19 protein-coding genes are annotated in these 22,439 nt (G+C 57.5%); 8 read left to right on the top strand and 11 right to left on the bottom strand.

What is annotated here, in order from left to right:
• Positions 1 to 42 precede the first annotated feature (42 nt).
• The 8 genes from damX to F9C28_RS08700 all read right to left on the bottom strand — a co-directional run bounded on the left by damX (position 43) and on the right by F9C28_RS08700 (position 7,052).
• Positions 43 to 1,407 (bottom strand): cell division protein DamX, encoded by a 1,365-nt coding sequence (gene damX, locus F9C28_RS08735; RefSeq protein ID WP_199014845.1) that lies wholly within the window; start codon positions 1,405 to 1,407, stop codon positions 43 to 45.
• Between the two features lie 97 nt (positions 1,408 to 1,504).
• Positions 1,505 to 2,593: a 3-dehydroquinate synthase gene (gene aroB / locus F9C28_RS08730; RefSeq protein WP_199014844.1), complete on the bottom strand. Its 1,089-nt coding sequence runs from the start codon at positions 2,591 to 2,593 to the stop codon at positions 1,505 to 1,507.
• Positions 2,594 to 2,656: 63 nt separating this feature from the next.
• Positions 2,657 to 3,178, bottom strand: a complete 522-nt coding sequence (gene aroK / locus F9C28_RS08725) for a shikimate kinase AroK (protein ID WP_199014843.1) — start codon at positions 3,176 to 3,178, stop codon at positions 2,657 to 2,659.
• 447 nt (positions 3,179 to 3,625) lie between these two features.
• Entirely contained in the window at positions 3,626 to 4,885 is a 1,260-nt protein-coding gene (locus tag F9C28_RS08720) for a secretin N-terminal domain-containing protein (RefSeq protein WP_199014842.1), read from the bottom strand.
• Positions 4,885 to 5,241 carry a HofP DNA utilization family protein gene (locus F9C28_RS08715; protein WP_199014841.1) on the bottom strand — a complete coding sequence of 119 codons (357 nt, stop codon included), beginning with the start codon at positions 5,239 to 5,241 and terminating at the stop codon, positions 4,885 to 4,887. The genes F9C28_RS08720 and F9C28_RS08715 overlap by 1 nt, the downstream gene beginning before the upstream one ends.
• Complete coding sequence (locus F9C28_RS08710) at positions 5,238 to 5,699, bottom strand: HofO family protein (protein WP_199014840.1); 462 nt, start codon at positions 5,697 to 5,699, stop codon at positions 5,238 to 5,240. The genes F9C28_RS08715 and F9C28_RS08710 overlap by 4 nt, the downstream gene beginning before the upstream one ends.
• Positions 5,683 to 6,255, bottom strand: coding sequence for a PilN domain-containing protein (locus F9C28_RS08705; protein ID WP_199014839.1), 573 nt, complete (start codon positions 6,253 to 6,255; stop codon positions 5,683 to 5,685). The genes F9C28_RS08710 and F9C28_RS08705 overlap by 17 nt, the downstream gene beginning before the upstream one ends.
• Positions 6,255 to 7,052, bottom strand: a complete 798-nt coding sequence (locus F9C28_RS08700; protein WP_199014838.1) for a DNA utilization protein HofM — start codon at positions 7,050 to 7,052, stop codon at positions 6,255 to 6,257. Before F9C28_RS08700 ends, F9C28_RS08705 begins: the two co-directional genes overlap by 1 nt.
• Before the next feature lie 157 nt (positions 7,053 to 7,209).
• Between F9C28_RS08700 and mrcA the strand changes: the two genes are divergently transcribed.
• A complete protein-coding gene (mrcA, locus tag F9C28_RS08695; RefSeq protein ID WP_199014837.1) occupies positions 7,210 to 9,759 on the top strand; it encodes a peptidoglycan glycosyltransferase/peptidoglycan DD-transpeptidase MrcA in 2,550 nt (849 codons plus the stop codon).
• Between the two features lie 81 nt (positions 9,760 to 9,840).
• Here mrcA and nudE read toward each other — a convergent pair whose 3' ends face one another.
• Positions 9,841 to 10,401 carry an ADP compounds hydrolase NudE gene (nudE, locus tag F9C28_RS08690; protein WP_199014836.1) on the bottom strand — a complete coding sequence of 187 codons (561 nt, stop codon included), beginning with the start codon at positions 10,399 to 10,401 and terminating at the stop codon, positions 9,841 to 9,843.
• Positions 10,402 to 10,725: 324 nt separating this feature from the next.
• Here nudE and F9C28_RS08685 point away from each other — a divergent pair, with 324 nt between their 5' ends.
• From F9C28_RS08685 to pckA, 5 genes are all read left to right on the top strand, one after another.
• Complete coding sequence (locus tag F9C28_RS08685; RefSeq protein ID WP_199014835.1) at positions 10,726 to 12,858, top strand: intracellular growth attenuator family protein; 2,133 nt, start codon at positions 10,726 to 10,728, stop codon at positions 12,856 to 12,858.
• 72 nt (positions 12,859 to 12,930) lie between these two features.
• The gene (gene yrfG, locus F9C28_RS08680) at positions 12,931 to 13,602 is read left to right on the top strand and encodes a GMP/IMP nucleotidase (RefSeq protein ID WP_199014834.1); all 672 of its coding nucleotides are present in this window, start codon (positions 12,931 to 12,933) and stop codon (positions 13,600 to 13,602) included.
• On the top strand, positions 13,599 to 14,000 hold the full coding sequence (hslR, locus tag F9C28_RS08675; RefSeq protein WP_199014833.1) for a ribosome-associated heat shock protein Hsp15: 402 nt from the start codon (positions 13,599 to 13,601) through the stop codon (positions 13,998 to 14,000). Before yrfG ends, hslR begins: the two co-directional genes overlap by 4 nt.
• A 27-nt stretch (positions 14,001 to 14,027) precedes the next feature.
• Positions 14,028 to 14,906, top strand: coding sequence for an Hsp33 family molecular chaperone HslO (gene hslO / locus F9C28_RS08670; protein WP_199014832.1), 879 nt, complete (start codon positions 14,028 to 14,030; stop codon positions 14,904 to 14,906).
• 303 nt (positions 14,907 to 15,209) lie between these two features.
• The gene (pckA, locus tag F9C28_RS08665; RefSeq protein WP_199014831.1) at positions 15,210 to 16,829 is read left to right on the top strand and encodes a phosphoenolpyruvate carboxykinase (ATP); all 1,620 of its coding nucleotides are present in this window, start codon (positions 15,210 to 15,212) and stop codon (positions 16,827 to 16,829) included.
• A 63-nt stretch (positions 16,830 to 16,892) separates the two neighbouring features.
• On the opposite strand, the gene envZ is transcribed toward pckA, so the two are convergent.
• Positions 16,893 to 18,284: a two-component system sensor histidine kinase EnvZ gene (gene envZ / locus F9C28_RS08660; RefSeq protein ID WP_199014830.1), complete on the bottom strand. Its 1,392-nt coding sequence runs from the start codon at positions 18,282 to 18,284 to the stop codon at positions 16,893 to 16,895.
• The gene (ompR, locus tag F9C28_RS08655) at positions 18,281 to 19,000 is read right to left on the bottom strand and encodes an osmolarity response regulator transcription factor OmpR (protein WP_001157747.1); all 720 of its coding nucleotides are present in this window, start codon (positions 18,998 to 19,000) and stop codon (positions 18,281 to 18,283) included. Before ompR ends, envZ begins: the two co-directional genes overlap by 4 nt.
• 221 nt (positions 19,001 to 19,221) lie before the next feature.
• On the opposite strand from ompR, the gene greB reads away from it, so the two are divergent.
• Both greB and F9C28_RS08645 read left to right on the top strand, forming a co-directional pair.
• A complete protein-coding gene (gene greB / locus F9C28_RS08650) occupies positions 19,222 to 19,707 on the top strand; it encodes a transcription elongation factor GreB (RefSeq protein WP_199014829.1) in 486 nt (161 codons plus the stop codon).
• 88 nt (positions 19,708 to 19,795) lie between these two features.
• On the top strand, positions 19,796 to 22,132 hold the full coding sequence (locus tag F9C28_RS08645; protein ID WP_199014828.1) for a Tex family protein: 2,337 nt from the start codon (positions 19,796 to 19,798) through the stop codon (positions 22,130 to 22,132).
• The last annotated feature ends 307 nt before the right edge of the window (positions 22,133 to 22,439 follow it).

The raw sequence follows: 22,439 nt of genomic DNA, 5'->3' as shown, positions 1-22,439 counted from the left end.
TCCAGCTGTGGGAGAAGCTCCAACAGCATCCTGCGCTTTATATCATTGTTTCAGATCGGACTGAACCTGATGTATTGGTTTTGCCCACGGATTCTTCGCCTGAACGTCAGCCGGCAGGGAAGATACCGCGTGTTTCGCATCATCTTTCGAGGCGTAAACACCGCTTACCAGTACATACCACGGTTGGCCATTACGCTTGGTCTGATACACCACAAAGTTTTGCAGTTTCTCTTTCTTCGCCCAGGCGTTGAGGTTGTTGTAGTTTGAAGAACTGCTCAGCTGCAGCGTGTAGTGGCTGGCCGGGGCCGTTTTCAGTGCATCAACATTACCGCTGGATACCGCTGCTGTAGTCGCCGTCGTGGCCGCACTGCTGGCCGCTGCCGCAGCTGCCCCTGCCGCTGCTGCGGTAGTAGTGCTTGTGGCTGCCGGTGCCGGTGTCGTTTTCGGTTCGGTGGTCGCCGCTTTCGCGGTCTGTACCGGTGCCGTCTCTTTCACTGGCGCGGTTTTAGCCGGTGCTGCTTTCATCACCGGTTTTGGCTCGCTGACAACGGTTTTTGCCGGTGCCTGCGGCTTGCTCTGTACCGGCTGTACTTTGCGCGGTTCAGGCTCGCGACGTTCGCGGCTGGCAGTGACTGTCGGTTCTGCAGGCGAACGCACAACCGGCTGATGACGCTGGCCGTTTACTGCCGCGACCGTTGCCGGTTGAGTCGGCAGGGTTGACGTGCTGGCAACCTGATTGATCTGCTGCCCGGCAGGCTGGGTCAGCGCATTATTCAGATCACCCTGAACTTCTACGCGCTGCTGGCCTGCAGGGGCTGGCTGGCTCTGGGCCTGAGTCGGCTGAGAGGAAACCGGCGGCAGTGTCACTTCCTGCTGAGCCTGTTCCGGCTGCGGGTTATTTTGCGCAGTCTGATCTGCCGCTACCGGTGCAGGTTGCCCGGCAGCCGCTGTCGCATCACCCGCAGGTGATGCCAGGTTAATATTCTTTTCACCGCTCTGGGAGGCCGTATCCGCGTCAGAAGACGGGGTTTTCAGCGCAGCACCGATGCCGACAATCAGCACCAGCAGTACCAGAATACCCACACCCATCATCAGGCGCTGGCGGGGAGCAGGGGCCGGTGTTTTTTTACGCTTACGCGGACGGCGCTCTACAGCAGGTTCTGCGTCATCATCGTCTTGTGCGTCGTCATCCAGCATCGTGTCGTCATCAAACGAAACTTCTGGTTCTTCACGCTCTTCCCGGTTACCACGCGCCCGGGACGGACGGCGATCATCCTCATCATCAACGTCAATATCATCAACGTTAATGTGCGGATCATTATCATACTCTGCGGATTTACGTGAGCGAACAGGACGACGATCGCTGGGATCGGTTTTCAGCTCGTCTTCCGGTTTTCTTTCATCCATTTGACACCCCACTCATAGGTTCATGCCAGCATTTGTTACTTTGCACAACACCCGAAGTTAATACCCGCCGGATTGCGGCGATTGACCTTTATAATTGTTACGCTTGCTGGCAATCAGCTATCGCGTTTAACACTACGTCACGCGCTACTCCGGCGCGCACTTCACTCTTCCCTATTGCCAGAGGCAGCACTAAACGCAGCGCTCCGGCAATGACTTTCTTATCACGCATCATATGCGGCAGGTACGCCTCAGGCGCCATGCCCTCAGGGCCGTTAACCGGTAAGCCCGCACGCGTCAGCAGCGTAATAATTCGCTGTACATCGGACTCGCTGAACTGCCCAAGACGCTGAGCGACTCGCGCCGCCATCACCATCCCGGCGGCAACCGCTTCACCGTGTAGCCAGTTACCATAGCCCATCTCGGCTTCAATGGCATGGCCAAAAGTATGTCCTAAATTGAGCAGCGCGCGCATGCCGGTTTCCCGCTCATCTGCGGCAACCACGTCGGCCTTCAGTTCACAGCAGCGACGGATGCAATACGCCATGGCTTTTTCATCCAGTGCCAGCAGCGCATCCAGATTATCTTCCAGCCAGCACAAGAAAGGCGCGTCAAGGATGATGCCATACTTAATCACTTCCGCCAGCCCGGAGGACAACTCACGGCGCGGTAGTGTTTTCAGGCAGTTAAGGTCGATAACCACAGAAGCGGGCTGCCAGAAGGCACCGATCATGTTCTTACCCAGCGGGTGGTTAACGGCCGTTTTTCCGCCAACAGAGGAGTCAACCTGGGATAACAGCGTGGTCGGCACCTGAATAAAGCGCACCCCGCGCTGATAACTTGCCGCGGCAAAACCGGTTAAATCACCAATAACCCCACCGCCCAGCGCCACCAGCGTGGTATCGCGGCCATGCGGTTTTTCCAGCAATGCGGTGAACACGGTATCCATCACCGGCAAACTTTTATATTGTTCACCATCGGGCAGAATGACGTGATCTACGTTAACACCGGCCTGCTCCAGCGTGTGGCGAACCTGTTCGAGGTAGAGCGGCGCTAACGTCTCGTTAGTGACCAGCATAACCTGCTCGCCCGCTTTCAGCGGCCAAAAGGAAGCCGGATCGTTGAATAAACCCGTGGCGATGGTGATAGGGTAACTGCGTTCCCCCAAAGTAACGGTCAACTTTTCCATGATGCTCAGCCCCTTTAACGCTTAACGCTGCGCCCGAAGACGCGGCTGTGTATTACGGCAAAATTAATTGTTTTCGAGCATGTGAATAATCTGATTTGCGACCACTTTTGCGCTTTGGTCGTCAGTACGAATTGTCACATCTGCGATTTCTTCATACAGAGGATTACGTTCCCCTGCCAGGGCTTCCAGCACTTCGCGCGGTGGGCAATCCACCTGAAGCAATGGACGTTTTTTGTCGCGCTGGGTACGGGCCAGTTGTTTCTCGATGGTCGTTTCCAGATAAACAACAACCCCCCGAGCGGAAAGACGGTTACGGGTTTCACGGGATTTGACAGAGCCACCGCCAGTCGCCAGAACAATACCCTGTTTTTCCGTCAGTTCGTTGATGATTTTTTCTTCACGATCGCGGAAGCCGTCCTCACCTTCTACATCGAAGACCCAGCCCACATCGGCGCCAGTACGTTTCTCAATCTCTTGATCAGAATCGTAAAATTCCATATTAAGCTGCTGAGCTAACTGACGCCCAATAGTGCTTTTGCCGGCACCCATAGGCCCAACCAGAAAGATATTGCGTTTCTCTGCCATTTTTTCGGTATTACTAAGACTATTCGTTAATGATAAACCCGTCCCGCCACGGTATGGCAGAACAGGACATGAACTGAAACCTCATATGCGATAGAGCGAGAGTCAGGTGAAAAATTATCTCAACACTCAAGGCAGTTTGGCAACCGAATAAATTACCGTTCCTGACGAACCGGAAAGAAATCTTAAATTACGGAGGCAACAGACCCCAGGTCTGGCTCAGATACCGCTCCACAAAGGAGTGAACTCCGTAAACTTCGCACCATCGGCCTGCCAGGGCCCAAAGACACTACACTATAAGGTAGCGGATTGGTACAGAATCACTCAGGGCCGGAAGTGTAGCGCATTACCCGGTCGCCTGCGAAATCGGTAAACCTTGTATGCTAATTCCCTTCCGGCGTCAAACAGATGCGCATCTTTCTGGTAAAAAAGGGTGTCTGCATCAGGTAATTAACGGCCGGTCAACAAGCGCGGGGTAATAAATACCACCAGCTCCTGACGCTGACGGCTTTTGGCATCATGGCGGAAAAGATTCCCCAGCAGCGGTATGCCACCTAATAACGGAACCTGATCAGCGGCCTGCTGTTTTTTCTGCTGAAATATGCCCCCGAGGGCGATAGTCTCGCCGTCGCGCAGCACAATTTCCGTGTCAATTTCCTGTTTATCAATGGTCAATACCTCTCCCTGGGCATATTGCAGTTTCTGGCCCGGCATATTCTGGCTAATGTGCAGTTTTAGCTGAATACGCTCCGGGGAGTACACGTATGGGGTCACCGTCATCCCCAGCAGCGCCTCTTTATAGGCCACCGTGACATTGCCATTATCCCCGCTGGTCACCAGATACGGAATCTCACTGCCCTGACGAATGCTGGCCGGTTGCTGGTGGGACGTCTGCAGCCGCGGGCTGGCGATGATCGCCAATTGCTGGCGCCGCTCCAGCGCGGAGAGCTCCAGCTCCAGCATCCGGCCACTGATACGGCCAATAGTAAACCCCAGCCGCGATGACGCCGCCGCTGCCGGTAAATCCACCTGCACACCGGCTAATGCCCCTGAACCACTGCCCGGCGCAGCCCACTTCACCCCGAGGTTGCGCAGGCTCTCCTGGCTAATGGTGACAATATGCGCCACCAGTTCCACTTGCGGCAGCGGCACGTCCATCACCTCCACCCAGTGGCGCAGCGCCGCCAGCGCCGCGTGGGTATCCTCAACCAGCAGGCGGTTGGTCCGTTCATCAGCCAGCACGCTCCCCCGGGGAGAGAGATACCGGGCACCGCTCCCGGTCAGCATCGCCGCAAGATCGCCGGCCCGGGCATGGCGCAGCCCCAGTGTCGCGCTGCCCAGCGGGGCCTGGGACTGGCGTTGCTGGCGGCGTTTTTCCTGGCTGGCCGCCTGCTCCCGGGCGAGGCGGGCGGGCGATATCTGCAACACATTGCCTTCCAGCCTCCAGGTCACATCCAGTGCCGTGGCCACAATCATCAGCGCCTGCGACCAGGGCACCTTCGCCAGCTGTAATGACAACTCACCACTCACCCCGGGAGCCACCACCACATTGAGCTGAGCCTGACGGGCCAGGGTTTGCAGCACCTGCCCGGCGGGAGCGTTGTCCACCACCAGTGAAATACTGTGCTCAGGCAACGGCGCCTTCCCCTGGCCAGACGCCGGGCATATCAGCAGATAACAAAGGAAAAACACCGCGAGCATATTGCGCATTATGGCCCCCCTGGGGTGACGATTTCGGATGTCAATTCAAGCTGAATGTCCCCACAGTCCCCGCGATGGGCCAACTGTAGCGACTGCGGGGTAATGGCCGCTATCTGCCAGTCACGGTCAACATGCTCCCCGGGGGCCATACGGAGCCAGCGCCGGTCCGGGGAGTGCACCAGCGCCACCGCCCCCGCCACACCGATAACGCTTCCGGCGTAGCGCCACCCCTGCTCTGGCCCGGCGCAATGCGCCCCGGGTAGCCGGAAAGGGTCCCGGCCCGCCACCGGTGCCGGCGCACTCATGGCCCACGGTAATAAGCCCCCCAGCCACAGTACGGCCCCCACCCGCCACCGCCCTCTCATTCTGGCTCCAGGGTCAGTGCAAGGTTCAGGCGCAAATCCCGGGGCCCGGCCACCAGTGAGAACCCCCGCAATTCAACGGCATACTGCATTAACCGGGGAAACAGTTGCGCAACCTGGTCCCAGGGCAGCGCCAGGGTCAGCTCTGGCCCGCCGGCGGCCTCAGGCTGCCAGGCAATAAACGCGCCGCCATTGGCCGCGGCAAACCCCAGCACCGGGAACCCGGGCCGGGCCGGAAGCGGCGCTGACACTGCCGCCTCCGCCAGCACCTGCAACCGCCGCTGCTGTACCCGGAACTGCTGCTGAAACTGTTGAGCATCCGCCGCCAGCGATCGCTGCGCCCCGGCCTGCTGGTGGGATAACCAGACAGCGGCAGCACTGGACATCAGAGAGATACCCAGCCAGCTGGCGGCTCGCCAGCGCGGGTGGCCACTGGCCCAGCGTTCAGCCAGCGGATGCATGCCCGTGGCCCTCATTTGCGCTGGTGGCAGCGTCCTGATAAAGCCGGAAACTGAACTGCCAGTTGCCGCCCGCATCATGCTGCACACGGCCCACCTGATAATGGCGAAACCCCACCTGCGACAGCCCCTGCTCCAGCTGGGTTACCCCCTGTAACGTCTGGCTCATCCCGGACAATGTTAACGCCCCCTCCCGGGCCGACAGCCCGGTTAACCAGGCCTGTTGCGGCATGATAGCCGCCAGACGTGTCAGCCGCTGCTGCCAGCGCTGCCCGCGCGCCAGGGCCGCCGCCTGCAACTGCTGGCGTTGTTGCAGGTGCTGATGCTGCACCTGCCGCTCCTGGTGCTGGTGAATCAACTGCATCACTGCGGACATCCGCTGCTGATGCGCAAACCGCCCGGCGCTGGCCTGCGCCCGCAACAGTTGCCACGCCTGCCAGCGTAGCCCGCTCAGCGCCATGATCGCGGCCAGGGTGATGACCGTCATCCCGGCCCAGAACCGCAGCCGCCCCCGGCGCCGCTGGTGGCGCCACGCCAGCAGATTCGTCAGCCGGGGCATCAGGGTAAGCTCCCCAGGGCCAGACCGGTGGCAACAGTAAACAGCCCGGCACAGGCCGGTAAGGGGGGTGAGAGCCCCGGGATCGCCGACCAGGGCGAAAACGTGGCCTGCCCGGCGTCTTCCGGCAGTGAGGAGCTGAACGCCACGCGGTGGGGATCCACCCCGCGCCGCTGGCACCAGGCCGTGAACCATCCCGGGTCCTGGCCCGGATCGCTCCCCCATGCGCCGTCACCGGCCCACAGCCAATAATCGGGCTCCCGGTGTACCAGCCACTGGTGGGAAGCCGCCCCCTGGCGGGCAAAGCTCAGTAACGCGCTGGCATCGGGGGTGATGCTTCGCGCCACCAGCCAGGCGCCGCGTAACACACCGGACAATAACTGGATATCACTCTGACGCACCCCGGTAACCGCCAGCGGGCCAGTGGCTGGTTCCGGGTAATCCCACGCCAGAGGTTCCCCGGCCAGCGCCAGCTGGGCGCTGGCCGCCTGCTCAATATAGCGCTGGAGCTGTGCTTCACCCAGCGGGCGATCCGGCACCACCACCTGCTGTTGCAGGGTACGCAGGGCGGGTATCGATACCCGTAGCTGATAACGATAAGGCAGGGTTTTGCGCCAGTGGCTGAGCACCGCTACCGCCTGGCGGGCAAAGCCGGGGCTCGCGTAATCGGAACACGGCGCAGAAAACGGTAAATGCCACCAGCGACACAAACGCCAGCCCTGGCGCCGGTACTGTAGCCCCACCGCCCGCAGGCCGTTATTTTGCAGTTCAAGCCCTATTCGCCACTGGCTACTGACCATTTTTGCGCCTCCAAAATTTGTGCCACACACCATACTGTGTGGGACCCCCCGGAGAGATAGCCAAAAGGGTCAGGTGTATCAAAGCGTCTGGCTTGCCTTTATACTACCGCCCGTTTGTTTATAAACTGTCCACTGCATACTAAATGGAAAATGCCGAGTGAAGTTCGTAAAGTATTTATTCATCCTTGCATTGTGTTGCATTCTGCTGGGAACCGGCTCGATTTACGGCCTGTACAAATATATTGAGCCTCAGCTGCCAGATGTGGCGACGCTGAAAGACGTGCGCCTGCAAATACCGATGCAGGTCTACAGTGCCGATGGCGAGCTGATTGCCCAGTACGGTGAAAAACGCCGTATTCCGCTGTCGCTACAGCAAATTCCCCCGGATCTGGTCCATGCGTTTATCGCCACCGAGGACAGCCGTTTTTATGAGCACCACGGGGTCGACCCGATTGGTATTTTCCGGGCAGCCAGTATCGCGCTGTTTTCCGGCCACGCGTCCCAGGGTGCCAGTACCATCACCCAGCAACTGGCGCGTAACTTCTTCCTGAGCCCGGAAAAAACCCTGATGCGCAAAATTAAAGAAGCGTTTCTGGCGGTGCGTATTGAGCAGTTGCTTACCAAGGATGAGATCCTTGAGCTGTATCTGAATAAAATTTACCTCGGCTACCGGGCTTATGGGGTCGGTGCCGCCGCGCAGGTCTATTTCGGCAAACCGGTAGACCAGCTGACACTGAGCGAAATGGCCATGATTGCTGGCCTGCCGAAAGCGCCATCAACCTTTAACCCGCTCTACTCGCTGGACCGGGCAACCGCCCGCCGCAATGTGGTGCTCTCCCGGATGCGTGATGAAGGCTATATCACCGCCGCGCAGTTCGATCAGGCCCGGGCGGAGGCCATTGACGCCAACTACCATGCCCCGGAAATCGCGTTCTCCTCGCCTTATCTGTCCGAAATGGTGCGCCAGGAAATGGTTAGCCGCTACGGTGAAAAAGCCTACGAGGACGGTTTCAAGGTCTATACCACGATTCATCGCCAGGCCCAGCAGGCCGCCCAGCAGGCGCTGCGCAATAACGTACTCGATTACGATATGCGCCACGGCTACCGTGGCCCGGCCAGCCAGTTATGGAAAGTGGGCGAAACGCCCTGGCGCCATGACAAAATCACCGCCGCACTGCGCAACCTGCCCACCTATAGTTCGCTGCTGCCGGCGGTGGTGACCGATGCCAGCGCCAGCGAGGCAACCGCCATTCTGGCGGACGGTTCTGCCGTCTCTCTCGCCATGAACGGGGTACGCTGGGCCCGGCCTTATCGCTCGGACACCCAACAGGGCGCCACCCCGCGTAAAGTGACGGATGTTATTCAGGCGGGCCAGCAAATCTGGGTGCGCAAATCAGGGGACAGCTGGTGGCTGGCCCAGATCCCGGATGTTAACTCCGCCCTGGTGTCTATCGATCCGAATAACGGTGCCATTATTGCCCTGGTGGGCGGGTTTGACTTTAACCAAAGTAAATTTAACCGCGCCACCCAGGCCCTGCGTCAGGTGGGGTCGAATATCAAGCCATTCCTCTATACCGCCGCTATGGATAAGGGCCTGACACTGGCCAGTATCCTGAACGATGTGCCGATTTCCCGCTGGGATGCCGGTGCCGGTTCTGACTGGCGGCCGAAGAACTCACCGCCACAGTATGCCGGGCCAATCCGCCTGCGCCAGGGACTGGGGCAGTCGAAGAACGTGGTGATGGTCCGCGCTATGCGGGCAATGGGGGTGGATTATGCCGCGGAGTATTTGCAGCGTTTCGGCTTCCCGGCACAGAACATCGTCCATACCGAGTCGCTGGCCCTGGGGTCCGCCTCATTTACCCCTTTGCAGGTGGCCCGGGGTTACTCCGTGATGGCCAATGGCGGTTACCTGATTGACCCGTGGTTTATCGCCCGGATCACCAATACGCAGGGGGACAATATCTTCGAAGCCAAACCGAAAATTGCCTGCGCCGATTGCGATATTCCGGTCATTTATGGCGATACCCCGAAATCCAATATTCTGGAAAACAAAGATGTTGAGGATGTCGCGACCTCTGAGAATCCGCAGAATAGCGCAGTACCGATGCCACAGCTGGAACAGGCCAACACGGCCCTGACCACCAGTCAGCCTCAGGAATATGCGCCCCACGTGATAAGCACCCCGCTGGCATTCCTTATCAAGAGCGCGCTGCACACCAATATTGTCGGCGAGCCTGGCTGGATGGGCACCGGCTGGCGTGCCGCCCGGGATATCGGCCGCCCGGATATCGGCGGTAAAACCGGCACCACCAACAGCTCTAAAGATGCCTGGTTCTCCGGCTATGGTCCTGGTGTGGTGACCTCTGTGTGGATTGGGTTTGACGATCACCGCCGGGATCTGGGCCGTACTACCGCCTCCGGCGCGATTCCAAACCAGGTCTCCGGGTATGAAGGGGGGGCAAAAAGCGCACAACCCGCCTGGGATGACTTTATGAAATACATGCTGGACGGGGTACCACAGCAGCCCTTAACCCCACCACCGGGTGTGGTCACGGTCAATATCGATCGCGCCACCGGCCAGCTGGCCAGCGGGGGCAGCAGCCAGCCGGAGTTCTTTATTGAAGGCACCCAGCCCACCACCCATGCGGTGAAAGAGATGGGGACCACAGTGACGGAAAACGGCGAAACCCAGGAGCTGTTTTAACGACCCTGTGGCTGACGCCCCGCCATGAAAAAAGACCCTGCATTGCAGGGTCTTTTCTTATTTACCACGCCGAACCCGGGGCTACAGCCGCCCCTGCGCCCGCAGCCACTCCCGGACCAGAAACAGCGCACTGACATTACGCGCTTCACTGAAATCTGCTTCATCCAGCAGGCCCATCAGATCGCTCAGCGGCCAGCGCACCTGCGGCAGCGGCTCTGGCTCATCCCCCGGAAGGGACTCCGGATAGAGATCCTCCGCCACCAGAATATTCATTTTGCTGGAAAAATAAGACGGCGCCAGGGTCAGGCGTCTTAGGAAGGTCAGTTGATTAGCCCCAAAGCCGACTTCTTCTTTTAACTCGCGATTTGCCGCCTGGTAGATATTCTCCCCCGGGTCAATCAGCCCCTTCGAGAAGCCCAGTTCGTAGCTCTCAGTGCCAACGGCATATTCACGGATCAGGATAATATGGTCATCCACGATGGGGATTATCATCACGGCTTCACGGTTAGAAGGGCGCATACGCTCATAGACACGGCGAACGCCATTGCTGAATTCAAGATCGACGGATTCAACATTGAACAACCGGGAGCGAGCCACGGTTTCAACGTTAAGAATGGTCGGTTTTTTTAAGGATTCGCTCATCGTATCAGGCTTCTGCGGTTAAAAACTGCCATCATTGTGCGACATGCCGCACGGTTTCGGCAATTCAATTTGTTTTCCATTTACATTTCAGTAACCAATCCACCAGGATGTCCGGCCACATGGTCAATCCGTTGCAAATGAAGTGGGAATTTGCTGATATTATCAGCCACATTCTATTGCTAAAATTGATCAGATTGCATTCGCCAGGGGTATAAAGCTGGTATAACAGCCGCTACCGGCATTTCTGTCGTAATCTAGAGTTTATGCTAAAGGGCCACCGTTTGCTGCACTTGAAAAACAACATGCTGGTGTAACGGGGAACCGATGAGCACCTTATTGATTTTAGTCGCCACTGTCCTTGCCGGTGTCGCGCTGGGGCTAAGTTTGCTGTGGCGTAGCCAGCAGCGCAATGCGCGGCTACCCACCATAAATTTTCCCGGCGCCACGTTTCGTAAATTAACCGGTGACGAACGCAAAGCGGCTGAAAGCTACCTGGAGAGCTTTAATCGCTCCCGCCAACTGGTGGGGCTGTCCGCCGCCAGCAGTGCCCCTCAGTCACTCACCCTCACCCCGCGCAGCGGTAAAGTTATCTGTGTAACCCGGGCCATTACCCGCTACGGTTTATCCACCGATGAAGCCAACAAATGGCGCTATTATCTTGACTCGGTTGAGGTCCACCTGCCCCCGTTCTGGGAGCCCTATATTGGCAACGACAACCGCATAGAGCTGGTCCGCACTGAGACTATGCCGCTGGTTATCAGCCTCAATGGCCACACCCTGCAAGATTATGTCAACGACGCCGCAGGGTTCGCCCTCGAAAATGCCCCGGCAGGCCACTCTTTTATCCGCGGTGAAGAGAGCGAACAAGTTGAACTGCGCCATGTGCGCCAGGAAACCCCCGAAGAGTACGCCCTGAGTAAAGCCGACAATGTGTGCAGCCCGTTGCTGATGGTCGGCGCCTTTATCCTCGCCTTCTTGTGCCTGGTCACACCAGGATTTCTGGTGCCCTGGCTGGTGGGGGCGACGATTATCCTGTTTGCCGCCGGGGGCTGGGGGCTATTTGCCCCACCGCTCCGCCGTTCGCTGCGTGAAATCCACTGTTTACGGGGCACCCCAAAACGCTGGGGGCTGTTTGGCGAGTCCGATATTGACCCGATGAACAATATCTCTCTGGGGATTATCGACCTGATTTACCCGGCCCACTGGAAGCCTTTCGTGAGCCGCGATCTCGGCCAGCAGACCGATATTGATGTCTATCTCGACCGCCGGGTTGTGCGCCAGGGGCCATTTTTATCACTCGAAGATGAAGTAACCAATTTTCCGCTCCAGCGCTGGTCCCGCAATCTGGTGATTGCCATCGGCGCCCTGCTGGTGCTGATCATGATGACGTTTTGGGTACCGCTGGATATGCCGCTGAAGCTGACGCTCTCCTGGCTGAAAGGCGCCCAGACCGTAAGCGCCAGCACCGTGGCAGAGCTGGAAAAGTCTGGCCTTAAAGTGGGCGATACCCTGAAAGTCAAAGGCACCGGGACCTGTAATATCAGCAGTACCGGCAGTTTCTCAGCGCGTAACGACAGCCCCTTTGCGCCGTTCGACTGTTCCCGCATGATCTGGAATACCGCCCGCGCGCTGCCGTTCCCGGAATCCGATACCGTGGCCAAAGCCACCGCGCTGCTGGACTCGGTAAACCAGCAACTGCATCCTCAGCCCGGCGACAATGATATTAACCCTCAGTTAGCTTCTGCTATTCAGCGTTCCGGGATGATCCTGCTGACGGATTTTGCCGATATCGTGAAAAAGACCCAGGCGCTCTGCACCGGGCGGGATGAATGTGTCCGGCTGAAAAACGCCCTGACCAACCTCGGTAATACCCGGGACTGGGCCACCCTGACCCGGCGCGCCAGCACTGGCAAACTGGACGGCACTAACCTGTTGCTGCGCCCGGTCAGCGCCGAGTCACTGGATAACCTGGTCACCACCTCCACCAATCCGTTCTTTATGCGTGAAACCGAACGGGCGGCCCAGGCACTCAACAGCCCGGCACCGGGCGGGTTTGTGATAATCAGCGATGAAGGCAACCCGCTGGTGGATATCCCCTGGCCATCCACCGCTATTGATGACTTCCAGCCAGCAGAGCGCTGGAGTGCCTTTCATCGTCTGGCCAGCCAACTGATGAGCACCCCGTTTGCGGCGGAGGGGATCGTCACCAGCATCCAGAGCGATGCCAACGGCACCAAACATGTCACGCTCCACGCCATCCCGGATAGCGCCGGTGTCTGGCGTAACCTCGCCACCACATTGCTACTCCTGCTGTTGCTGGGATGTACCCTGTGGAACGGTGTGATGGCGGTGCGCCGTTATCAGCAGCACCAGTTGCGTATTCACGCCATCCAGCAGTATTACGAGAACTGCCTGTCGCAGAATCTGTTAACCAGCCCGGGCAACCCGGCCGACTAACCCTCCCGCTATTCCCGCCGCGGGAGGTTTGTACTACTCTGTCGCCTTTTGCCCTGCCCGGAACCGCGCTCCATGACTATCGACTGGAAAAACATCGACACTATCCTGCTGGATATGGACGGCACCTTACTGGATTTAGCCTTCGACAATTACTTCTGGCAACAACTGGTGCCGGAGACCCTGCAACGCACCCGGGGGCTGAGCCATGAAGAGGCGCAGCGGCTCATCAAGGCTGAATACCATGCGGTGCAACATACGCTAAACTGGTACTGTCTGGATTACTGGAGTGAAAAACTCGGGCTGGATATTTGCGCCATGACAACAGCACAAGGCCCCCGGGCGACATTACGCGATGATACGGTGCCGTTTCTTGACGCGCTGGCCACCTGCGGCAAGCAACGTATCCTCCTGACCAACGCCCATCCCCATAACCTGGCGGTGAAGCTAAAACACACCGGTCTGGATGCGCACCTTGATTTATTACTTTCCACCCACACATTTGGTTATCCGAAAGAAGATCAGCGTCTGTGGCAGGCCGTTGCCAGCACAACCGGGCTGGATGCCGCCAGAACCCTGTTTATTGATGACAGTGAGGCGATCCTCGATGCCGCCACCCGTTTTGGTATCCGGTATTGTTTCGGCGTCAGTAACCCGGACTCCGGCATGCCGGACAAACATTACCAGCATTTTATGGCCCTCAGTGACTACCGGCGTCTGATCCCTGAACTTCTGGAGTCGCAGTGAAAGAGAAAACCACCGCGGGTGTACGCCTGGATAAATGGCTCTGGGCGGCTCGCTTTTATAAAACCCGGGCCCTGGCGCGGGAGATGATCGAAGGCGGCAAGGTTCACTACAACGGCCAGCGCAGTAAGCCCAGCAAGCTGGTAGAAATGGATGCCGAAATCACCCTACGCCAGGGGAATGATCAGCGCACCGTTATCGTGCGCAATGTGATGGATCAACGCCGTGCAGCCAGTGAAGCCGCCCTGCTGTATGAAGAGACGGCCGAGAGCATCACCAAACGCGAGAGCATAGCCCTGGCGCGCAAAATGAATGCCCTGTCTATGCCGAATCCGGAACGCCGCCCGGATAAAAAAGAGCGCCGGGATCTGATGAAATTTAAATACGGTGACAGCGAATAATCGTTGCCACCCGCAAGAGAGACGACTATGGCCCAACATGACCAATTACACCGCTATCTGTTCGAAAACCACGCCGTGCGCGGCGAGCTGGTGACGGTTTCCGAAACCTGGCAGCACATCCTGGAAAACCACGACTACCCGCAGCCTGTGAAAAAGGTGCTGGGTGAATTACTGGTGGCCACCAGTCTGCTGACCGCGACCCTGAAATTTGCCGGCAGCATCACCGTGCAGTTACAGGGTGATGGCCCCCTGACCCTGGCGGTCATTAACGGCAATAACCAGCAGCAGATGCGCGGTGTTGCCCGTACTCAGGGTGATGTCCCGGAAGATGCGGATCTGAAAACCCTGGTGGGCAACGGCTATCTGGTGATAACCATTACCCCGGATGAAGGCGAACGCTACCAGGGGGTTGTCGGCCTGGAAGGCGATACTCTGGCCGCCTGTCTGGAAGATTACTTTATGCGTTCCGAACAGTTGCCGACCCGTCTGTTTATTCTGACCGGCGAAGCCGACGGCAAACCGGCCGCGGGCGGGATGTTGCTCCAGGTGCTGCCGGCGCAGAATGCCCAGCGGGAAGACTTTGACCATCTGGCGACATTAACCGCTACCATCAAAGCGGAAGAGTTACTGAATCTGCCGGCGAACGACGTGCTGTGGCGTCTGTACCATGAAGAGGAGGTGACAATCTACGATCCTCAAACGGTGGAATTTACGTGTACCTGCTCCCGCGAGCGCTGTGCCGATGCGCTGAAAACCCTGCCGGAAGAAGAAATTGCCAGCATTCTGGCGGAGGACGGGGAAATTGATATGAACTGCGATTACTGCGGAAATCACTACGTGTTCAACGAAATGGACATTATTGAGCTGCGCAAGAACGCCTCCCCGGCGGATCCACATATCCATTAATCGCCCACAAAAACCCATCAACTATGCCATTTTTGGCATAGTTGATATCACATATTTCCTTGCAAAATCGATCCTCCTCACAAAAAGCTTATTTTGTTCGCATTTATTTAACATTCCTTAAATATTTTTCACGCCCACATCCTGAATGCTGTCATAATCTGACCCCACATTGTGACAGGCATCACAACGTTTCCCGGAAAAATGTTTTTCCCAGAACGGTAAATCTATGAGGCCCGTCTCGGTTAACAACCGTAAAACAACCCTACAATTTGCATCAGTATAAGTTAGCAAAGGAGTAGTCAAATGCGCTTTCATGGTGTTACCCCGCAGGCTCTGCAAGCTTATGGCATTCATGACGTGAGTGAAGTGGTCTATAACCCTGATTACGACACCCTTTACCAAGAAGAACTGGCGCCGGGCCTGGAAGGCTTCGAGCGTGGAGTGTTGACCAATCTGGGCGCAGTCGCAGTGGATACCGGTATTTTTACCGGCCGCTCCCCAAAAGATAAATACATCGTGCGCGACGACACAACCCGCGACACGCTGTGGTGGTCAGACACCGGCAAGGGAAAAAACGACAATAAGCCCCTGAGTCAGGAAACCTGGCAGCAGTTGAAGTCTCTGGTGACTGAGCAGCTGTCCGGCAAACGTCTGTTTATTGTTGACGCGTTCTGCGGCGCCAACACCGATACCCGTCTGGCGGTGCGTTTCATTACCGAAGTGGCCTGGCAGGCGCACTTCGTTAAGAACATGTTTATCCGCCCCAGCGACGACGAACTCGCCGCGTTTGAACCTGATTTTATCGTGATGAACGGTGCCAAATGCACCAATCCCCACTGGAAAGAGCAACACTTAAATTCAGAAAATTTTGTCGCCTTTAACCTTACCGAACGTATCCAGCTGATCGGCGGTACCTGGTACGGCGGCGAGATGAAAAAAGGCCTGTTCGCCATCATGAACTACCTGCTGCCGCTCAAAGGCATTGCCTCAATGCACTGCTCGGCGAACGTGGGTGAAAAAGACGATGTGGCGGTCTTCTTTGGCTTGTCCGGCACCGGTAAAACCACCCTCTCCACCGATCCGAAGCGCCGCCTGATTGGCGACGATGAACACGGCTGGGATGACGACGGGGTGTTTAACTTCGAAGGGGGGTGCTATGCGAAAACGATTCGCCTGTCCAAAGAAGCCGAGCCAGAAATCTATAATGCGATCCGCCGGGATGCCCTGCTGGAAAACGTGGTAGTGGATGCAGACGGCGTTATCGACTTTGACGATGCGTCCAAAACCGAAAACGCCCGGGTCTCCTACCCCATCGACTTTATCGACAATATCGTCAAGCCGGTGTCGAAGGCGGGCCATGCCACCAAGGTTATCTTCCTCACCGCCGATGCGTTTGGGGTGTTGCCGCCGGTTTCTCGTCTGACTGCCAGCCAGACTCAGTATCACTTCCTGTCCGGCTTTACCGCAAAACTGGCGGGCACCGAGCGCGGGATCAACGAACCAACCCCAACCTTCTCCGCCTGTTTTGGTGCCGCGTTCCTGACCCTGCACCCAACCCAGTATTCTGAAGTCCTGGTCAAACGCATGCAGGCGTCCGGCGCCCAGGCTTACCTGGTCAATACCGGCTGGAACGGGACCGGTAAGCGGATCTCCATTAAAGACACCCGCGCCATTATCAATGCGATTCTGGACGGCGAGCTGGACAACGCCGAAACCTTCACCCTGCCAATCTTTAACCTCGCGGTCCCTACGGAGCTGCCCGGTGTCGACAGCCGAATCCTCGATCCGCGCAGCACTTACGGCTCTCCCGAGCAGTGGCAGGAAAAAGCCACCACCCTGGCGAAGCTGTTTATCGAAAACTTCGATAAGTACACGGATACCCCGGCCGGGGCGGCACTGGTCAGCGCGGGCCCGCGTCTCTAATCCATTACCGTTGCCGATAAAAAAACCGCTGAATAATTCAGCGGTTTTTTTATCTGTCACAGATTACCCGGTGCGCGATTTTGCGATACCCGACCCTGCCGGGAGCTTGCTCTTCACCAGTGTGAGCCCTTCCCCGGCGGCCAGCGGTAACCAGGCACGGATCCGTAACCCGCCCCGGTCACTGCTGTCGACATCCAGCATCCCGCGGTGGTTATCAATAATACGCTGCACTATTGCCAGCCCCAGGCCAGTACCGCTGGTGCTGCGGGCGCTGTCCCCGCGTACAAACGGCTGAAACAGATGCGCCAGCTGTGACGGGCTGATCCCCGGGCCGTCATCTTCGACCTGGAACCAGGCGCGGTTCAGTTCGGTACCGCTACTGACTTTGATCCAGCCATTACCGTAGCGGGCCGCGTTGACCACCATATTGGCCACCGCGCGCTTAATCGAGAGTGGGTGGATATCCACCATTATCTCGCCAGCCTGCAAATCAGTATCAATCTCCCGCTCGTAGCCGCTTTCAGAGGCCACCACCTCCCCCAACACCATATTGAGATCGGTACGTTCGACGGGCATCTCCTGGCCGGTACGTAGATAATCAATAAACTGCTCGATTATCGCATTACACTCTTCGATATCTTTATTGATAGACTCCGCCAGATAACCGTCCTGTTCGCCCATCATTTCGGTGGCGAGGCGGATACGGGTCAGCGGGGTACGTAAATCGTGGCTGACCCCGGCCATTAACAGCGTGCGATCGTCCGCCAGCTGTTTAACCCCGGCGGCCATATGGTTAAATGCCCGGGTTACCGAGCGCACCTCCGATGCGCCATACTCACGCAGCGGTGGCGGAATAATGCCTTTGCCCACCTGTAGCGCCGCGTGCTCCAGATCGACCAGTGGCCGGTTCTGGATACGAATAAACAGCCAGGCACCGCCAATAGCCAGCAGCATAATGGCAAGGGTGTAGCGGAACAGCGGTGAAAAATCCCCCTGGTGGATTTCCGTTAACGGCACCCGCACCCAGATACTGGGCGAGAGTGACGTTTTCAGCCATACCACCGGGGAGCTTTTGTTCACTTCTACCCGTACTTCTGTTGGGCCGCCCAGTTGCTGTGCCATCTGCTGGCTGAGGAATTCATAATGCTGTGCCCAGCGCAGGCCGGCATCTTCTGCCGCCTCGTCTGAATAGAGCGAAATCCCCAGCTCCCGGTAAATTTCACGCCGGAAAGCCGGTGGTACCACCAGTTGTGTACCATCCTCCAGTTGCAGTTTATCGGTCATCAGCATGCGCACTTCGTACGCCAGGACCTTATTAAACTGCTGCAAGCTCGGCAGGATGGCAAAATTCAGCACAACAAGATAGGTCGTCACCAGGCTGACAAACAGCAAGGTGACGATAAGCAACAGGGTGCGCGCAAAAGAACTACGCGGTGAGAAGCGCAATCGCCTCATGCTTTAGAACCGTCCGGTACAAAAACATAACCGAGGCCCCAGACTGTCTGGATATAGCGCGGGTGCGCCGGATCTTCTTCCACCATGCGGCGCAGACGGGAAATCTGTACGTCAATGGAGCGCTCCATGGCGCTGTACTCACGGCCGCGGGCCAGGTTCATCAGCTTATCGCGGGATAACGGCTCACGGGGGTGGCTGACCAGTGCTTTAAGCACCGCAAACTCACCGCTGGTTAGCGGCATCGGCTCGTCGTCACGGAACATTTCGCGGGTGCCGAGGTTCAGTTTGAATTTACCGAAGGCGATAACCGCCTCTTCCTGGGAAGGAGCACCGGGCAGTTCATTGGCCTGGCGGCGCAGTACCGCACGAATACGGGCCAGCAGCTCACGCGGGTTAAACGGCTTAGGAATGTAGTCATCGGCGCCAATTTCCAGCCCGACAATACGGTCCACTTCTTCCCCTTTCGCGGTCACCATGATTATCGGCATGGGGTTGCTCTGGCTACGCAGGCGACGACAGATAGACAAACCGTCTTCACCCGGCAGCATCAGATCCAGCACCATAAGGTGGAACGATTCGCGGGTCAGTAAACGGTCCATCTGCTCGGCGTTGGCCACACTACGAACCTGGAAGCCTTGCTCTGTCAGATAACGCTCTAACAGCGCGCGCAGACGCATATCGTCGTCTACCACCAGAATTTTATAATTCTCTTGCATTGTGTTACTCCCAAAGGTTCGAATACTGAGTGCTGGTATTCTAAAAAAGCCGACGCGCTTAACCAGCCAATTCTGGTATATATTCTAGTCGAAATTGTTACAAAGCATATTTTACAGCAAGTTATCTGTGCGTTTATCAGCAAATTAGCCTGTTCTGACCCCCAGGTACATCACCGCAGTGTAAAGTACCCCGGGTCTGGAAAACCGGAGCCACTCATCAAATGAAAACACCGCTTATTACTCGCGAAGGTTACGAAAAGCTAAAACAGGAAATGGACTACCTGTGGCGCCAGGAACGGCCGGAAGTCACTAAAAAAGTGACCTGGGCCGCCAGCCTCGGCGACCGCAGTGAAAACGCCGATTACCAGTATAATAAAAAGCGCCTGCGGGAAATCGATCGCCGGGTGCGCTACATCACCAAATGCCTCGAATACCTGAAAATTGTCGATTACTCCCCGCAACAGGAAGGCAAAGTGTTCTTTGGCGCCTGGGTAGAAATCGAAAACGACGATGGCGACGTAAAACGCTTTCGCATCGTGGGCTATGACGAGATTTTTGGCCGTAAAGATTATATCTCTATCGACGCCCCGATGGCCCGGGCCTTACTGAAAAAAGAGGTCGGCGATTTGGTTGTCGTACAGACCCCAGCCGGGGAAGCCAGCTGGTACGTCAACACCATTGAATATGCCCGGCCCGGAACCGTCTGAATCCGGTCCAGACAGGCTCTGCGGCTGGCAATTTTACCCGCCAGTCCGTATCCTCCGACTATTTCCGCAATCAACAGATGATAACACCATGATGAATAATTCTCTGTGCCGCATTATTGCCGGCGAACTCCAGGCCCGGAACGAGCAGGTTGACGCTGCCGTGCGCCTGCTGGACGAGGGCAACACGGTGCCCTTTATTGCGCGATACCGTAAAGAAGTCACCGGCGGGCTGGACGATACCCAGTTGCGCCAGCTGGAAACCCGGCTGGGCTACCTGCGCGAGCTGGAAGACCGCCGCCAGGCCATCCTCAAGTCCATCACCGAGCAAGGCAAACTGACCGACGCGCTGGCGGGCGCCATCAACGGCACCCTGAGCAAAACCGAGCTGGAAGATCTCTATCTTCCCTACAAACCCAAACGCCGCACCCGCGGCCAGATTGCCATTGAAGCGGGCCTCGAACCCCTGGCCGATCTACTGTGGAATACCCCGTCCCACGATCCCGATACCGCCGCCGCGGACTATGTAAACGCCGACAACGGTGTCGCCGACAGTAAAGCCGCCCTCGACGGTGCGCGCTACATTCTGATGGAACGTTTTGCCGAAGACGCGGTACTGCTCGGCAAGGTGCGCGATTACCTGTGGAAGAATGCCCATCTGGTCTCCCGGGTTGCCGACGGCAAAGAACAGGAAGGGGCGAAATTCAGTGACTATTTCGACCACCACGAACCGATTGCCAGCGTGCCGTCACACCGGGCGCTGGCTATGTTCCGTGGCCGTAACGAAGGTATCCTGCAACTGTCATTAAATGCCGATCCGCAGTTTGACGAGCCCCCCCGGGAAAGCTATTGCGAACAGCTGATAATCGACCATCTGGGGCTGCGTCTGAACAATGCCCCGGCGGACAGCTGGCGCCGTGCGGTAGTGAGCTGGACATGGCGCATCAAAGTGATGATGCACCTCGAAACCGAATTGATGGGCAGCGTACGCGAGCGGGCCGAAGATGAAGCTATCAACGTGTTTGCCCGCAACCTGCACGATCTGCTGATGGCGGCCCCCGCCGGGCTGCGCGCCACCATGGGCCTTGATCCGGGCCTGCGCACCGGGGTCAAAGTGGCGGTGGTTGACGGCACCGGCAAACTGGTGGCCACAGACACGATTTACCCCCACACCGGCCAGAGCGCCAAAGCCGCAGTGGTGGTCGCGGCACTGTGTGAGAAATACCGGGTCGAACTGGTTGCCATCGGCAACGGTACCGCCTCCCGGGAGACCGAACGCTTCTTCCTCGATGTCCAAAAACAGTTCCCGGCGGTCACCGCCCAGAAAGTGATTGTCAGCGAAGCCGGGGCGTCGGTTTATTCTGCCTCTGAGCTGGCCGCTCTGGAGTTCCCGGACCTCGACGTTTCCCTGCGCGGCGCCGTCTCCATTGCCCGCCGCCTCCAGGACCCGCTGGCGGAACTGGTGAAAATCGACCCGAAATCCATTGGGGTGGGCCAGTATCAGCACGATGTCAGCCAGACTCTGCTGGCTAAAAAGCTCGATGCGGTGGTGGAAGACTGCGTAAACGCCGTCGGGGTAGATCTGAATACCGCCTCTGTGGCGCTGCTGACCCGGGTCGCCGGTCTGACCCGGATGATGGCCCAGAATATCGTCTCCTGGCGTGATGAGAACGGCCAGTTCCGTAACCGCCAGCAGTTGCTGAAAGTCAGCCGTCTGGGGCCAAAAGCCTTTGAACAGTGTGCGGGCTTCCTGCGCATCAACCACGGGGATAACCCGCTGGATGCCTCAACGGTGCACCCGGAGGCTTACCCGCTGGTAGAGCGCATTCTCGCCGCCACCCATCAGAGCCTGCAAGTGCTGATGGGGGACAGCAACGCGCTGCGTGAGCTCAGGGCCTCAGACTATACCGACGAACGCTTCGGGCTGCCGACCGTTACCGACATCATCAAAGAGCTGGAGAAACCTGGCCGCGACCCGCGCCCGGAATTTAAAACCGCAAAATTCGCCGACGGGATAGAGACCATGAACGATCTGGCCCCGGGAATGGTGCTGGAAGGGGCGGTCACCAACGTGACTAACTTCGGTGCCTTTGTGGATATCGGGGTGCACCAGGATGGTCTGGTGCATATTTCGTCGCTGTCGGATAAGTTCGTTGACGATCCGCATAAAGTGGTCAAAGCCGGTGATATCGTGCAGGTCAAAGTGATGGACGTGGACCTTAACCGCAAACGTATTGCCCTGACCATGCGTCTGGATGAGCAACCCGGCGACAGCACCAGCCGCCGCAGCCCGGGTGCAGCCCAGGAGCAGGGCCGCAACAATCGCCCGGCCTCCCGGGGGGCAAAACCGCGCCAGCGGGATAATGCCCCGGCCGGTAACAGCGCCATGAGTGATGCTCTGGCCGCCGCCTTCGGTAAAAAACGCTAACCCTCCCGCCCCGGCCTGTTCTGGCCGGGGATTATCCTGCCGATACGCTTATTTCCAGACTGAATACACCCTGATGATGGCCAGATTGTCTTGTTTCATTATTACGGTGGTTGTATATCAACAGTTAATTTAATTGCGGTATTAAATATTCATTATCAGAATTTTAATATTATCGATAGTTACATAACGCGATTCGGTAAGATGTTAACTAAGGAAGGTGCGAACAAGTTCCTGATATGAGATCATCATATTCATCCGGAGCGCATCCCAGAGGGACATCATGAGCCATCAACTCACCTTCGCCGAT

Source organism: Shimwellia pseudoproteus (assembly GCF_016415625.1).
In the GTDB taxonomy this organism is placed as follows: Bacteria; Pseudomonadota; Gammaproteobacteria; order Enterobacterales; family Enterobacteriaceae; genus Shimwellia; species Shimwellia pseudoproteus.
Note: the sequence above shows the minus strand (reverse complement) of the source record. Positions and strands in the feature narration are given on the sequence as shown.

Coding starts and splice junctions, on each gene's coding strand:
- F9C28_RS08710 (WP_199014840.1), bottom strand. CDS start 5,699: ATGCATCCGCTGGCTGAACGCTGGGCCAGTGGCCACCCGCGCTGGCGA.
- yrfG (WP_199014834.1), top strand. CDS start 12,931: ATGACTATCGACTGGAAAAACATCGACACTATCCTGCTGGATATGGAC.
- F9C28_RS08645 (WP_199014828.1), top strand. CDS start 19,796: ATGATGAATAATTCTCTGTGCCGCATTATTGCCGGCGAACTCCAGGCC.
- F9C28_RS08715 (WP_199014841.1), bottom strand. CDS start 5,241: ATGAGAGGGCGGTGGCGGGTGGGGGCCGTACTGTGGCTGGGGGGCTTA.
- aroK (WP_199014843.1), bottom strand. CDS start 3,178: ATGGCAGAGAAACGCAATATCTTTCTGGTTGGGCCTATGGGTGCCGGC.
- pckA (WP_199014831.1), top strand. CDS start 15,210: ATGCGCTTTCATGGTGTTACCCCGCAGGCTCTGCAAGCTTATGGCATT.
- greB (WP_199014829.1), top strand. CDS start 19,222: ATGAAAACACCGCTTATTACTCGCGAAGGTTACGAAAAGCTAAAACAG.
- hslO (WP_199014832.1), top strand. CDS start 14,028: ATGGCCCAACATGACCAATTACACCGCTATCTGTTCGAAAACCACGCC.
- envZ (WP_199014830.1), bottom strand. CDS start 18,284: ATGAGGCGATTGCGCTTCTCACCGCGTAGTTCTTTTGCGCGCACCCTG.
- F9C28_RS08700 (WP_199014838.1), bottom strand. CDS start 7,052: ATGGTCAGTAGCCAGTGGCGAATAGGGCTTGAACTGCAAAATAACGGC.
- damX (WP_199014845.1), bottom strand. CDS start 1,407: ATGGATGAAAGAAAACCGGAAGACGAGCTGAAAACCGATCCCAGCGAT.
- nudE (WP_199014836.1), bottom strand. CDS start 10,401: ATGAGCGAATCCTTAAAAAAACCGACCATTCTTAACGTTGAAACCGTG.
- ompR (WP_001157747.1), bottom strand. CDS start 19,000: ATGCAAGAGAATTATAAAATTCTGGTGGTAGACGACGATATGCGTCTG.
- F9C28_RS08705 (WP_199014839.1), bottom strand. CDS start 6,255: ATGCCCCGGCTGACGAATCTGCTGGCGTGGCGCCACCAGCGGCGCCGG.
- aroB (WP_199014844.1), bottom strand. CDS start 2,593: ATGGAAAAGTTGACCGTTACTTTGGGGGAACGCAGTTACCCTATCACC.
- F9C28_RS08685 (WP_199014835.1), top strand. CDS start 10,726: ATGAGCACCTTATTGATTTTAGTCGCCACTGTCCTTGCCGGTGTCGCG.
- F9C28_RS08720 (WP_199014842.1), bottom strand. CDS start 4,885: ATGCGCAATATGCTCGCGGTGTTTTTCCTTTGTTATCTGCTGATATGC.